The organism is Okibacterium sp. HSC-33S16 (genome assembly GCF_024171565.1).
Lineage (GTDB): Bacteria > Actinomycetota > Actinomycetes > Actinomycetales > Microbacteriaceae > Mycetocola_A.
On record NZ_JALJZZ010000002.1, the window covers coordinates 21,337 to 34,736 of the forward strand.

Genomic DNA, 13,400 nt, shown 5'->3' on the forward strand with positions numbered 1-13,400 from the left:
GATCCACAACGCGAAGAACGGGCAGCTCCGGAAAGGAGTTGCCCGTTCTTCTCTGGTGCCGGGTGGGGTGAGGGTTACTTCACGACCTTGTCGTAGGCCCGCATCGCGGCTTTCTGGGCGTCTGCCAGTGCCTCCTCGGAGGTCTTGTCACCGAGGAGCGCGGAGGTCACTGCGTTCTTGAGTTCGGTCTGGATCTCCTGGCCAGCAGCGGAGGCACCGTAGGACTCGCCTTCACCGACGACGTCGTAGAACGTCGCGATCGTCTGGTCGAATCCGGCGTTTCCGCTTTCCGTCACGAACTTGTCGCGAATTGCCTGATCAGCCTTCGGCGAGCCGGTGAAGAGTCCGGTGTTGATGGCTCCCGGCTTCTCGGCAATGGTCTTCGCGCGAGCCTCTCCAGCAGCCATCCAGGCGTCTTGAGAGGTCAGTTCGAGTGCCCACGCACAAGCGGCATCCGCATTCTTCGCTCCGGCAGGAATGACGAATGACTGTCCGCTCGCGACAGTGAATGGTTCACCGTCGACGTTCCGGAACGGAACCGCTTCGATCTGGATCTGGTCGACGTATGGGCTCAGCACGTTGACGTACCACTGAGCGTTGACCTGGGCTCCAACCTGGTCTGCCACGTACGGGTTAGCGTCACCGAAGACATCGAATGAATCGGTGAAGCTCTTGTACTTGGCGTATCCGCCCTGCGCGTCGAACAGTTGCTTGAGGAAGTCGAGCGCCTTCGCGTTCTCTGGTGAGTCGAGCGCCGGAACACCGTCGTCGTCCATGAGCTCGCCGTCAAACCCGAGCATCCACAGCCCGGCTTGGTTCACACCGACCGAGTCGAAGCCGATGACGCTGGGGTTTCCCCCGGATTCCTTGTACATCTTGCCAATGGCGTCGAGGAGGACATCAGGTTTCGAGGTGTCAATCTGATCGGATGTCACTCCGGCCGCATCCATCACGCGCTTGTTGAGGATGATGGCGGGCGGCTGGTAGAACTGCGGCACTCCCCACACTTTGTCGTCCCACTCGACGTCATCGATGACCGACTCGTAATACTGGTCGTCGGGTTCGACGCTGTGGGCCGCGAAGCATTCGTCGAGAGGCTGGATGAGGCCCTGTGCCGCGTACGTGCCGACGAACTGGCGATCCATCTGGACAATGTCGGGAACGTTGCCACTGGCGACGCGCGTCGTGAACTTCTGTGCGTCAAACGCTGTTTGGTCAATTTTGATGTCGACATCGCTGAGTTGTTTCTCGGCGTAGTCGAGCCGCGACGTACCGACGTCATCTGCGTTGTCGAAGCCCCAGGCGGACAGAGCGCCCGATGGGCTGTCCGTGAACGATGTCTTGGCGGTGTTGCCTCCGCCTCCGCCGCCACACCCCGTCAGAATGAGTACGGATGCCGTCACGGTTACGGCGATCATCCCCTTGTGCCCCTGAACCATGTGTTGTCCCTTTCCTGAACCACGAGACTGGCGTCGTCGCCGGCCTCCGCGCACACAAACGTCGCTGTGAAGCCGAAGCTATCGATCCTGCGGAACACCGGCAAGGGGTTGCGGATCCGCACGATACCGGGTTCGTTTCTCCCTCACGGGGCGTCGGAGGTACATCAGAAACCGGTCAGAGGCAGCACGCGCAGACCGAGACGACACCGATCAGTTGGCGGTCGCACCGCCCTCGACGAGGTAAGCCAGGCGCTGAAGCGTCTCAACATTGCGAGCGTGCAGCATCACCCGCCGCAGGGGCTCGGGAATGAATCGCCCGGGCCCGCTGACCGCGTCTTCGCCGATGCGAACCACACAGCTGTCGCCGCGAGGCTTGACGTCGAGGGTCACATGCGCCTCACCGACAGGCCAACCGCGCGCCTTCACCTTCATGTGTCGAGGCGGGTCCCACTCGAGCACCGAGGTGGAGTCGTTGATGAGGAAGGGCCACACTCCGAAAGAGTGAAACAGTCGAGCACCCGGTTCGGGCCACGCCTCATCGACATCGCGCATTCGCGAGGCTCCCACCACCCAGCTCGGGTAAAGCCAGCCGTTCGCCAGCACCTCAAAGACCCGCTCGGGGCTCGAGTGGATGAGTCGGTAGTTGACGCTCATGACGACCTTCCAGTGAATTGTTCGGGGGACGGTGACAGGGAGGGTGGTGTGGTGACACCGAAGTGGTCGCGCAGTGCGAGCAGCGCGGCGTTCCAACCGGGCATCCCGTGCACGCCCGGACCTGGCGGTGTCGACGAGGAGCACAGGTACAGCCCATCCAGCGGCGTGCGCCACGGGTTGAGTGACAGCGTCGGGCGCGCGGCGAGTTGCCAGGTATTAACGTCTCCCGCCGAGATGTCACCGCCGATGTAGTTCGGGTTGTACTCCTCGTACTCAACCGCCGACCGATGGGAGGAAGCGAGGATGAGGTCGCGGAAACCCGGGGCGAATCGCTCGATCTGCCGGGTGATTGCCTCGGTACGATCCTCGGTCGACCCCCTCGGCACGTGGGTGTACGCCCACAGCGTGTGCTTTCCTTCGGGCGCGCGGGTTGGGTCGAACATGCTCGGCTGCGACACCAGAACGTAGGGGTTTGACGGATGCTGTCCGCGCGCGACATCGTGTTCCGCACGTGCGATCTCAGCGCGGGTTCCGCCCAGGTGCAGTGTTCCGGCCTCGTGCAGCGCCTCATTCGTCCAGGGCACCGGGCCCGACAACGCGAAGTCCACTTTGGCCACGGCATTGCCGTATCGGAACCGTCCCAGCCGTCGGGCATAGCCCGCCGGGAGCCGGTTTCCGGCGATCTTCACCAGCCCGCGGGCGCTCGTGTCGAGCAAAACCGCTCTCGTTGGCGGGAGTTCGCGCAAGTGAGTGATTTCGGTACCGGTGATGATCTCGCCGCCGTTGGCGATGACATCCGCTGCCATCGCATTGACGATCGACTGGCTGCCGCCGATCGGAACCGGCCAGCCGCCGGCGTGGGCGAGAGTGGCGAGAACCAGGCCAGCCGCGGCCGGGCCGAAACCGGGAAGCGGGCGAATGGCGTGTGCCAGCACCCCGGTGAGCAGCGCCGGGGCAACATCGTCGTGCCACCGGGCGTTCCAGAACGGGCTGCCCTGTTCGAGGGCGCGTAACCCGAAGCGCGCCATGGTGATCGGATGCTCCGGCACGCGGAGCAGGCTGGTCGCGACGAATCCGGCGACCGAGTGGGCGTGAGAGACGAGCGGCTCAAACAGTTGTCGCCAGGCCGCTCCATCCCGGCCAAGTTCGTCGACCGTTCGATCCAGCGAATGCCAGGCGAGCCCCGCACGACCACTGTCGAGCGGCTGGGCGTATGAGATCTCGGGGAAGGCAAATGGGATGCGATCGGTCAAGCCAAACCGGGAGAAGAAATCGGAGGCAAGAGCCATCGGGTGAACGGCCGAACAGATGTCGTGCCGAAAGCCGGGCAGAGTCACCTCGGAGGTGCGGGAGCCGCCGCCGATGGTGTCGCCGCGTTCGTAGACCCGAACGGCCACCCCGGCTCGAGCCAGCGTGACGGCGGCAGCGAGCCCGTTCGGACCGGCTCCGACGACGATTGCTTCAGGCTCTGGCATTCTCCGCAGTATGCCAGTGGGGAGTATTCGGTGCGACCCCTTGACGAGCGTTTTTGATGGATTGTCAGATGGACAGATGTCGTGCGGCGTTCACCTCGCATTCAAGATCGTCTGGTGAAATGGCCGTACACGTACGGTGGTACGGACTCGCACCACTGCCCAACCGATTGGACGGAACGTGACAGAGCGCACGGCTGAGTACCCGAGGCCGGACCACTTTCTCCTGCACATTAGTGACACCCACCTTCTGGCCGGAGGCAACAAGCTGTACGGCTCCGTCGACAGTGAGCAGCACCTGCGCCAGGTCTTCACCGAACTGGAGGCATCGGGTTCTCGCCCGGAGGCCATCGTCTTCACCGGTGACCTCGCCGATAAGGGCGAATCGGACGCATATGAGCGCATCCGGCGCATCGTCGACCCGGCAGCGAGCCGGCTCGGCGCACAGGTGATTTGGGTGATGGGAAACCACGACAAGCGCGAGGCATTTCGGGCCGGGCTGTTCAACGAGGTGCCGACCGGTCGCCCGGTCGACCGGGTCTACGACGTGAACGGACTTCGTGTTATCACCCTCGACACGACGGTGCCAGGGCACCACCACGGTGAAGTGACCGGTGACCAGCTCGACTGGCTGGCCGAAGAGTTGTCGGTGCCGGCACCAGACGGCACGATCCTCGCACTACACCACCCGCCGGTGCCGAGTGTGCTCGACCTCGCGGTGAGCGTTGAGCTCCGCGACCAGGGTGGGCTCGAGGAAGTGCTCGAAGGGTCCGATGTGCGCAGCATCCTCGGCGGACACCTGCACTACTCGTCGATGGCTACCTTCGCGGGGATCCCCGTATCGGTGGCCTCGGCCACCTGTTACACCCAGGACCTCACGGTTCCGGTGGGCGGGACACGCGGGCGAGACGGCGCCCGCGCTTTCAACCTCGTGCATGTGTATCCGACAACGGTGCTGCACTCGGTGGTGCCGCTCGGGGCGTTCCCGACCCTCGATTACATCGACGCAGGCGAGAGCGCCCGGCGCCTCGAACTGCTTGGGGTCCACATCGCCGAACCGGTGACAGCGGCCGATGTGCGCCCGGTACACAGCGTCCCAGCCATCAGGCACGCTCCGCCGACCGAGTCGATTCCGGTCCTCGTCTGACCGGTGCCGGTCAACGCCAGCGCAGGGGGGTACTACGCCGCCACGTTCTCCTCCGGACGCCGCAGGCGAAACCGGCTAACCGGCATCCGTTCCTGACGCTGCTTCGGCATTGTGCACGGCCACTTCGGTCTCCCACGGGGCCGCGAACGGGAAGTAGTGCTCGAGGAACCCGGTCACCGCCTCGGTGCGTTCCTCAACCGAGATCTCGGGTTTCGATCCGTCGTTGAGGCAGAACATGTCCTGATCGCGGCGTTTGAGCAGTCGTTCCATCGAGGGGATCGCCGACTTCAATGTGGTCTCGATGTACTTCACCCGGGCGTTGGTCTGCACAACAGCGCGCCCGGTCATCAGCGCGTAGTAGTGGTAGAGCGAGTTGGTCACCGAGATGTCGGTGGCCGAGCGGAAGCGGCTCGCGGCGGTTCGACGGAAGTCCTCGGGAAACTCCGCTTCCAGCTCGTGCAGCACGCTCTTCCGCATGGGAGCAGCGGAGTGCTCGAGGTGCCGGGTGGTGACCTTGCCGAACCGCTCGCGCAGCAATCGTCGGTTCACCCGGGCCGCGTTTTCGAACCCGCTGCGCGACGGGTCACTGTCGCCGAGCCCGATTCGAGTGGATGCCTCGACGAACTTGGTGATCCCACCGGGCGAGAAGAAGATGTCGGGGCTGATGGCTCGACCGAAGAACATGTCGTCGTTGGAATAGAGAAAGTGCTCGGCCAGGCCGTCGATGTGGTGCAGCTGCGCTTCGACCGCGTGTGAGTTGTGGGTGGGCAAAACGCTCAGGTCTTCGAAGTGGTCTTCGCTGCGCACCAGGGTGACCGCCGGGTGCTCGGCCAGCCATTCGGGGCGCGGTGAGTCGGTGACGATGAAGATACGGCGCACCCACGGCGCGAACATGTAGACGCTCCGGAGGGCGTACTTGAGTTCGTTGATCTGCCGGAATCGTGCCTCAGAGTCGTCGCCCTCACCGACCACGTAGTTCTGCATCCGCTTCGCGCGCGCCCGCTGAAACTCAATGCTTGAGCCGTCGACCCAGGAGAACACCATGTCGATGTCGAAGGTCACATCGCTCGCCAGGTCGGCGAACATGTTCTGCAGGGTGGGCCAGGTCTGCCCAAACATTTCGACGGTGTCTTCGAGCGCCTCCGACCGCGGAAGCCAACGGCGCATCAGGGCGTTTTCAACCGGTGCGACGATCTCGTCCTCGCCAAACCGCCAGAGCTCGAGCTGAACGGCGGTGTCAGGACCGTATCGCAAGCGACCGAGAGGTTCGATGCGCGGTCGATACAGCCGAAAAACGGATGCCTTCTTCGAGCGAGCGAAGGTGCCGTCGGCTAGCAATTGCGCCGCGGCATCCGCTTTCTTGCGAGGTTTTCCGTCCTCACGGAGCGTGGCGGGGTCGATCGGTTTCGCGTAGAACGGCTCATTGGCGAACGCTTTGGCAAAGGCGGATGCCAGTTGCTTGCGGCACTTCCGGTCGACGGCGAGCAGGGGATTGCCGTTGCTGCCGCGCACCAGAAGATACGGGATGTCGTTGGCCTCAAGCACGCGACGGATCTCGAGCAGGTCGGTGATCCGCGACTCGCGCGGGGTCAAATGGCCGTTGAGCAGGGTGAATTCGCCCTTGCGCAACACCACGTCATCGCGCGAGAACCGAGTGTCACGCGTGCCGTTGGAGAGCACGACGAGTTCGGGCGTTTCGCTCAGGATCGGCAGGGAGGCCGTAATGGGGTCGTCTCGGCGGAACGCGTCTGCGGCGCTCTCCGTCGCCGTCTGGTGCTTGCTGCCCGGGGTGTTAAACGTCGTCATAATCGCCGCCCTTCTGAATGGGGTCGCCTTGTGGGCGTTGTGGTGCGCTCCGCATCTGCGGTGGCGGCGCTGCCTGCGCTCAGACGTTGCGGTCGAGTGACCGGTGTCAGTGTGCTCATTCTAAGCACACTGCTCGCCAGGGACCCCCGGCTTGCGGCTGCCCTCTTCTCCGGTGTGCCGGTTCCGGGCCGCATTCAGCCCGGGTACAACAGGAAACGGCCGGTGTGCAGAAACACACCGGCCGTTGTCACCGGCAGAACCCTACTTCGTGAGGGCGAATCCTCCGGCCCAGGAGATCTTCTCACCGGCTGCGAGGGTGAGCTGCAGGAACCCCAGCGCTTCGAGTTCGCGAGCCCGGCGCAGTGAGCCGGCGTCGACGGCTGCGAGACCACCAGCCTCGACGAGCGCGATGAGGGTGGCCTTGGCGTCGGCGTCGTCTCCCGCAACCAGCACGGTGGTCGGCGCGTCGCCGACAGTGCCGCTCGCGAGCGTGGCCGCAAAGTTGGTGTTGAACGCCTTCAGAACAACGGATGCCGGTGCCTGCGTCGCGATTTCGGCTGCGGCTGAACTGTCGGCAGGCACCACGAGGCTGTCGAAGGTGGCGAAGTCCAGCGGGTTGGTGAGGTCGACGAGAATCTTGCCGTCCAGCTGGCCGGCGTAGGTGGACAGGACATCGGCGACAGCCGGGTACGGCAGGGCGAGGATGACGATGTCACCGGTTACGGCGTCTCCGACGACACCGGTCGCGGCCGACGGGTGAACCTGGGCCTTTTCTTCATCCCGCGCGAGGACCTGCACGGGATTTCCGCCGGTGATGGCGAGGCTGGCGAGAGCGGCACCCATGTTGCCTGCTCCGATGATGGTGACCGTGATCATGAGTACTCCCCTACGTGTGAGCTCGCGCCCATTGGTTGTTGTTACAACTAACCTTACTCCCAATTACTTGTAGCGTCAAGTATTGGTAGACTGGGACTATGACCGAGACACGCTGGCTCACGAACGACCAACTGGACGCCTGGAAAAAGTTCGTGGCCGTGGTGGAATTACTGCCGGGCGTGCTCGACTCGCAACTCCAGCGCGATGCCGAGCTCAGTCACTTCGAATACTTCGTTCTGGCCATGCTTTCTGAGGCGCCCGGGAACGTCATGCGGATGACGGCCCTGGCGTCGTCGACCAACGCAACACTCCCTCGGCTCTCGCACGTGGCATCCCGTCTCGAAAAAAAGGGGTTCATCGAGCGCACGCCGTGCCTCGAGGACAAGCGCGCCACCAACGCTCACCTCACCGAGGAGGGGTACGCGAAAGTCGTTGCCACCGCGCCGGGGCATGTGGCTACTGTGCGGGAGAACGTCATCGATCCGCTGAGCGCCGAGGACATCGCTGATCTCGACCGGATCATGAGCCGGATCCTCGACACCCTCGACCCCGAACACCGATTCAACCCGGACGCGCGGGCCTAACCCGCCGACGCGCTCGGTCAGAGGGGAAGCATGAGCGAGGCCGCCGAATTCATCGACGCGGCTCTTCGGGCGGAAACCGCGTGGACGCTCCCCGCGGATGACCGCGCGTCGAGTGGGCTGGATTCATACGGCGCATCGGTGGGCGCTGTGCGCGGCACCGTGCGCAACGCGCTGCGCAAGTTCCGCGGGCTCTCCCGTGACGAAGTGACCGCGCTCGCCTCCGAGTTGTGGAGTGCACCGGTGTATGAACGCCGACTCGCGGCCGTTGTGCTCCTGCAGTCGAGCGTGGCGCTGCTCGACAACTCCGACCTCACCCGCATCGAGGGGTTCCTCCGGGACAGCCGGGTGCGTTCGCTCGTGGACGCGCTGGCCGTCGACGTCGTTGGCCCGATGCTTGAGCGGCTCGATGACACGGGTCGGCTCCGCGCCTCTGCAGCCCTCGACCGCTGGCTCACCGAGAACAACGTCTGGCTGCGTCGTGCCGCGATTCTCGCACCGCTGCGCGCGCTGCGCTCGGGCAACGGTGACCCCGATCGGTTCGCACGCCAGGCCAGGGCGCTCCTGGCTGAGCCGTACGTCAGCGATGTGGTCAATGAAGCCATCGACACCGTGCTCGCGGCGCTCGAGAGGTAGCGCTTCGGGGTAAACGGGGGCGGGGTCGACGCGCGTGGTTGGCCACAGGCATCCGTTATCTGCCGTGGTTAGGCGTGCCGGGCACCATCCGTCAAGGCCCTGCTGATCGGGGAGTGCCCCGCGTAACGTGGCTGGTGGAAAGGAGCACAATGACTGAGGATATTTCTGGCAAGAAAGTCGCATTTCTGCTGACCGATGGATTCGAGGACTCCGAGCTGACCAGCCCCTGGCAGGCGGTGACGGATGCCGGCGCTGAGGCCGTTCTGGTGTCGCCCGAAATCGGAACGATCACCGGGAAGAACGGGCACGAGCAGCAGGTGGACGTGCGCTCCGCCGATGCATCGTCGACAAAGTTTGACGCGCTCATGCTGCCCGGCGGGGTTGTGAACGCTGATCACTTGCGGATGGACGACGACTCCATCGCCTTCGCACGCACCTTCTTCGAGGAGCACAAGCCGGTGGGCGTCATTTGCCACGGTGCGTGGATTCTCATCGAGGCCGGCGTTGTGAACGGCCGTGAGCTCACCAGCTACCCGAGTCTCAAGACCGACCTCACGAACGCGGGCGCGAACTGGGTCGATGAGGAAGTTGTCGTCGACAGTGGCCTCGTCTCGAGCCGCACCCCCGACGACCTGCCGGCGTTCAACGCCAAGCTCGTCGAGGAGATCGCGGAGGGCGAGCACGCCGGACAAACGGCGTAAGTACTTCTCGCTGGCACCGCTGGGCTAGCGGCCGATCACCTTCGAGATTCTCATTACGAGGATCACCCGGTCGGCGCTGTCCGGCGGTGCCTCTTGCGTCGCGTTGCCGTAACGCTTGCCGAGGTGCACGTAGAAAGCCCCGGTCGGGTCAGGGCGCACTTCGTCGAGAACGCCACGCAACTCGATGTAGCTCTCGGGGTCCTCCGGGTCGAAGATCGAGAACGCCATCGACGGGTTGTGTTGCAGGTTGCGAAACTTCGCCCTCTTGGTCGTGTGTGTGAAGAGCACATTCGTGCCATCGAACTCGAACCACATCGGGTTCACCTGCGCGGTGCCATCGGGCCGCACAGTGGCCAGGCTGCCAAAGTTTGGGTTGGTCACAAGGTGCTCGAGGTGGGCCGGAATCTCGGTGCTCATGAGTTCACCCTAGAACTCTCGGGTCTCCCGGTCCAGAATCGCCGCAAGGGGAGGTTTTCCACATGGCGACCTCTATCCACAGATAACGGATGTCTCGGGCTGGCCTGTCGAGGTCGGCGAAGTATCGAGGCATGACCTCAATTCCCGCATCCGAGACCCACCTGTATCCGCTCGTCACCGACGACCTCATTGAGCAACGGGTGACCGACCTCATCGGTCGCGCCTGTCGGCGGCAGCTGTGGCTTCTGTTCCTCGACGAGAACGACGTGCAGTTGCCGCTTCTCATGCCGACAGACGACTACCCGGCCCGGCCAGAGCCGAAGAAGACCGCAGAGCTCGCAGACGGCATCGCGCGGGTAATGGCTGCTGCACACGCAACCCAGCTCATTCTCGTCTGGGAGCGCTACGCCGGGGCAGACCTGACTGCGCTCGACCGGGCATGGGCCCAGCAGGTGCACCTGGAGTGCACCCGGGTGGGGGTGCGGGTGAGAGCACAACTGCTGAGCCACAAACGGGGCGTCCGGTGGCTCTCACCCGACGACTTCCTGGCCTGATGGGCCCGGTCACCGCCTCCGAGAAGTCCGGGTCGAGTGACCTACAGGTCCACTGACTTGTTCTCGCCCACGTCGGGCTGGCCACCGGTGAGCGCCGCCTTGGCGATCTTGAAGACACTGACAACACCCGGCTCGTCTGACGCCCAGTACTCGGCCGATTGCGCGCTGATCTTGATGAGCGCGACCGTGGGGTCATCCTTTCCGTCCGGGAACCAGGCCGACACCGCAGGGCTCCACAGCTCGTCGATCTTGGAGCGATCATGCACCAGCGTTGCCGAGCCGGACACCGAGAGGTATCCCTTGCCCGACTCGAACGCCGCATTGACCTGGTCATTCGATCGGATGTCATCGACCTTCGAGCTGGGGTCTTGAGTGAAGAACCAGAGGTCACCGTCGAAGTCGGCTTCCTGTGTCGCCAGTGGACGGCTGTGCAGCTGACCGCTCGGCGTCACCGTGGTGAGGAGCGCAATTTTAGACGCCTTGACGAGTTTGGCGATGGTGACCATGTCGTCATCGTCCGCGGCGTGGAACTCGCTCGATGACGGGTCGGTGGTCTCGGCGTCGGTACTCGGAGCGGTGGTTGCGTCGCTGATGCCCGCGTCGATGAGTCCGCCGTCGGTCGTCGTGGTGACCTCGGGCGCAGCACCGGGGTCTGGAATCGTGGCCTGATCATGAGCGGCGTCGACACGACCGTACGCCGTGTTTGTGGTGTCTGGGCTGGTGCCAACGGGTTCGCCAGACGCCCCAGTAGTTCCGGGGGATCCCGGGTTTCCTTCTCGTCCCGCACGGGTTGCATCGAATGGATCGTTCAACGTCATCGGTTTGTCTCCCTCGGTCGTCATGCCTCCCGGCCATAGCCGGGCCGGGCGTTTCTCGGAACGCTACGCTGTGACATCCGCTGGTCTCTACCGGGTTGACAAGGCCCCGAGGCCGCACAGGGAGCCTCTCGTCTAGCGGTTGACAACACCGGGGAGAGCGGGACTACCGTCGGCATCACCATGGAGTGGTTTGCAGCGGGAGACTATGAACTGGCGCGCCAGGTGCTTCAGCGCGGGATTGCAGCGCTCTATCTCATCGCGTTCATTTCGGCGGCGAATCAGTTCCCGGCGCTCCTCGGCGAGCGTGGCCTGTTGCCGGCGCCATGGTTCCTCAACCGGATTACGTTTCGACAGTCGCCAAGCCTGTTCCACTGGAAGTACAGCGATTCACTCCTCCTCGGGGTCGCTTCGGTCGGCGCGGGAATCGCTGCAACGCTGGTTGCCGGTCTGCCGCAGCAGGGCCCTCCATGGCTACCCATGGTCGCCTTTCTCCTGCTCTGGGCCGGCTATCTGTCGATCGTGAACATCGGGCAGACCTTCTACGGGTTCGGTTGGGAGAGCCTGCTCTGTGAGGCGGGATTCATCGTGGCGTTCCTCGGCTCGGATGAGGTGGCGCCGCCGCTGGTCATCATCCTGTTCCTGCGCTGGCTCGTCTTTCGACTGGAGTTCGGTGCCGGCATGATCAAGATGCGTGGCGGCTCGGAATGGCGTGACCTGACGGCGCTGACTTACCACCACGAGACCCAGCCGATGCCAAATCCGCTGAGCTGGTACGCACACCGACTGCCCCGCTGGTTCCACAAGTGTGAAGTGCTCGGCAGCCACTTTTCGCAGCTGATCGTGCCGTTCTTTCTCTTCGCACCCCAGCCCGTGGCATCCGTTGCTGCACTGATCATCATCCTGACCCAGCTGTGGCTGGTGCTCACGGGAAACTTCGCGTGGCTGAACTGGATCACCATTGTGCTGGCGTTCTCGGCCGTGAGCGATGAGGTGATTCGGGCGGTCGTGCCCGGATTCGGCTTCGCGCGCACCGCTGCGCCCACTCCGCTGTGGTTCATGGTCATCGTGCTGGCTGTGACGGCGTTTCTGCTCGTACTCAGTTGGCGCCCGCTCGCAAACCTCTTTGCGCGGCACCAGCTGATGAACGCGAGCTTCAATCGGTACCACCTCGTGAACGCGTATGGAGCTTTCGGAACCGTGACCAAGGTGCGACTCGAAGTGATCGTCGAAGGGTGTGACGACGAACATCCGACCGCAGAATCGGAGTGGAAGCCCTACGAGTTCAAGGGAAAGCCCGGGGACGTGAGGCGGGTGCCCGGCCAATTCGCCCCGTACCATTTGCGGCTCGACTGGCTGATGTGGTTCCTGGCGCTGGGCTCACCCGATACCCGTTGGTTCCAGATGCTTCTCGTGCGGTTGCTTGCCGGGGATCGGCGCACGCTCCGTTTGATGGCAGCAAATCCATTTCCGGATGCTCCGCCGCGCTGGATTCGAGCGCGAGCGTTTCGATACCGGTTCACGACTCGCGCCGAGAAACGTGAGACCGGCGAGTGGTGGTCACGCACGCTCGTGGGCACGCTCGTTGATCCGATGACGCTGCGTCCGTAGCGGCAGTCGTCAGCGGTCGTCGTCTCCGAGACCTGATGCATAGAGGGTGGCGGGTACCTGCGCCGCGAAGATTCGGGCGGTCACCGGACCGATTCCCGACAAGCCGGTCAGGCGAGCAGTGAGCTGAGCTTCGTCGGCCGAGGTCTGAACGAGCCCATGAACGGAACCGTACTCGGTCGCTATCGCGCGCATGACTGAGCGAAGCGTGTCTGACATCCGAAAGTCGAATTGCACATAGCCGCCACGATCGAGCAAGCGTCGAAGTTGTTCGCGGCTGACTCGGTCGAAGGACGTCGGGCTCGTGAGCCCTGCACCGATCAGCGTCCGGTAGGTTGCGGCGGCGACGCTCTGTTGAATCGGCCGACCGAGCAGCACGCTCGCCAGTAACCAGCGGTACAGGTGCTCGGCGGATCCGCTCCCCGGGTCGAGGCCAAGATCCGCGGGTATGAGTTTCTTCGTCACCCGTGCCCCGATGGGTGCCTGGCGGCTGTCACTCGGCGGGTGTGTCCTCCGACGACTGCCCCGCGTTACCGTTGCCTTCGCCGAGCCCAGTTCCGTCACCGATTCCGTCGTCCGCGCCGAAAGCGGCATCGTCGGTTGCCTCGGACGCCTGCTGCGAAACGTCGTTTGACGGAGTGGAATCGAGAGGTGTTTCTTCGTTGTTCGTCATGGCCCGAGCGTACGCTCGGGC

The 13,400-nt window shown here is 64.0% G+C and carries 15 protein-coding genes; 6 read left to right on the forward strand and 9 right to left on the reverse strand.

What is annotated here, in order from left to right:
• Positions 1–74: 74 nt before the first annotated feature.
• The 3 genes from L1277_RS05230 to L1277_RS05240 all read right to left on the reverse strand — a co-directional run bounded on the left by L1277_RS05230 (position 75) and on the right by L1277_RS05240 (position 3,568).
• A complete protein-coding gene (locus tag L1277_RS05230) occupies positions 75–1,439 on the reverse strand; it encodes an extracellular solute-binding protein (RefSeq protein WP_253375308.1) in 1,365 nt (454 codons plus the stop codon).
• A 210-nt stretch (positions 1,440–1,649) separates the two neighbouring features.
• Positions 1,650–2,093 carry an SRPBCC family protein gene (locus L1277_RS05235; protein ID WP_253375309.1) on the reverse strand — a complete coding sequence of 148 codons (444 nt, stop codon included), beginning with the start codon at positions 2,091–2,093 and terminating at the stop codon, positions 1,650–1,652.
• Positions 2,090–3,568, reverse strand: coding sequence for an NAD(P)/FAD-dependent oxidoreductase (locus tag L1277_RS05240; protein WP_253375310.1), 1,479 nt, complete (start codon positions 3,566–3,568; stop codon positions 2,090–2,092). Before L1277_RS05240 ends, L1277_RS05235 begins: the two co-directional genes overlap by 4 nt.
• A 178-nt stretch (positions 3,569–3,746) precedes the next feature.
• Here L1277_RS05240 and L1277_RS05245 point away from each other — a divergent pair, with 178 nt between their 5' ends.
• A complete protein-coding gene (locus L1277_RS05245; RefSeq protein WP_253375311.1) occupies positions 3,747–4,712 on the forward strand; it encodes a phosphodiesterase in 966 nt (321 codons plus the stop codon).
• A gap of 75 nt (positions 4,713–4,787) precedes the next feature.
• Here L1277_RS05245 and L1277_RS05250 read toward each other — a convergent pair whose 3' ends face one another.
• Entirely contained in the window at positions 4,788–6,518 is a 1,731-nt protein-coding gene (locus L1277_RS05250) for a stealth family protein (protein WP_253375312.1), read from the reverse strand.
• A gap of 261 nt (positions 6,519–6,779) precedes the next feature.
• A complete protein-coding gene (locus L1277_RS05255) occupies positions 6,780–7,394 on the reverse strand; it encodes an NADPH-dependent F420 reductase (protein WP_253375313.1) in 615 nt (204 codons plus the stop codon).
• Positions 7,395–7,492: 98 nt separating this feature from the next.
• Between L1277_RS05255 and L1277_RS05260 the strand changes: the two genes are divergently transcribed.
• From L1277_RS05260 to L1277_RS05270, 3 genes are all read left to right on the forward strand, one after another.
• Positions 7,493–7,978, forward strand: a complete 486-nt coding sequence (locus tag L1277_RS05260; RefSeq protein ID WP_253375314.1) for a MarR family winged helix-turn-helix transcriptional regulator — start codon at positions 7,493–7,495, stop codon at positions 7,976–7,978.
• 30 nt (positions 7,979–8,008) lie between these two features.
• On the forward strand, positions 8,009–8,611 hold the full coding sequence (locus L1277_RS05265; protein ID WP_253375315.1) for a DNA alkylation repair protein: 603 nt from the start codon (positions 8,009–8,011) through the stop codon (positions 8,609–8,611).
• Between the two features lie 149 nt (positions 8,612–8,760).
• Positions 8,761–9,312: a type 1 glutamine amidotransferase domain-containing protein gene (locus L1277_RS05270; protein ID WP_253375316.1), complete on the forward strand. Its 552-nt coding sequence runs from the start codon at positions 8,761–8,763 to the stop codon at positions 9,310–9,312.
• A 24-nt stretch (positions 9,313–9,336) separates the two neighbouring features.
• Here the strand turns inward: L1277_RS05270 and L1277_RS05275 are convergent, their stop codons facing one another.
• Positions 9,337–9,729, reverse strand: coding sequence for a PPOX class F420-dependent oxidoreductase (locus L1277_RS05275; RefSeq protein ID WP_253375317.1), 393 nt, complete (start codon positions 9,727–9,729; stop codon positions 9,337–9,339).
• Positions 9,730–9,860: 131 nt separating this feature from the next.
• Here L1277_RS05275 and L1277_RS05280 point away from each other — a divergent pair, with 131 nt between their 5' ends.
• Complete coding sequence (locus L1277_RS05280) at positions 9,861–10,283, forward strand: hypothetical protein (RefSeq protein WP_253375318.1); 423 nt, start codon at positions 9,861–9,863, stop codon at positions 10,281–10,283.
• Between the two features lie 41 nt (positions 10,284–10,324).
• Here the strand turns inward: L1277_RS05280 and L1277_RS05285 are convergent, their stop codons facing one another.
• The gene (locus tag L1277_RS05285) at positions 10,325–11,101 is read right to left on the reverse strand and encodes a pyridoxamine 5'-phosphate oxidase family protein (protein WP_253375319.1); all 777 of its coding nucleotides are present in this window, start codon (positions 11,099–11,101) and stop codon (positions 10,325–10,327) included.
• Positions 11,102–11,281: 180 nt separating this feature from the next.
• Here L1277_RS05285 and L1277_RS05290 point away from each other — a divergent pair, with 180 nt between their 5' ends.
• Positions 11,282–12,709 (forward strand): lipase maturation factor family protein, encoded by a 1,428-nt coding sequence (locus tag L1277_RS05290; protein ID WP_253375320.1) that lies wholly within the window; start codon positions 11,282–11,284, stop codon positions 12,707–12,709.
• Between the two features lie 9 nt (positions 12,710–12,718).
• Here L1277_RS05290 and L1277_RS05295 read toward each other — a convergent pair whose 3' ends face one another.
• On the reverse strand, positions 12,719–13,171 hold the full coding sequence (locus L1277_RS05295; protein WP_253375321.1) for a hypothetical protein: 453 nt from the start codon (positions 13,169–13,171) through the stop codon (positions 12,719–12,721).
• Between the two features lie 28 nt (positions 13,172–13,199).
• On the reverse strand, positions 13,200–13,379 hold the full coding sequence (locus tag L1277_RS05300) for a hypothetical protein (protein WP_253375322.1): 180 nt from the start codon (positions 13,377–13,379) through the stop codon (positions 13,200–13,202).
• Positions 13,380–13,400 lie beyond the last annotated feature (21 nt).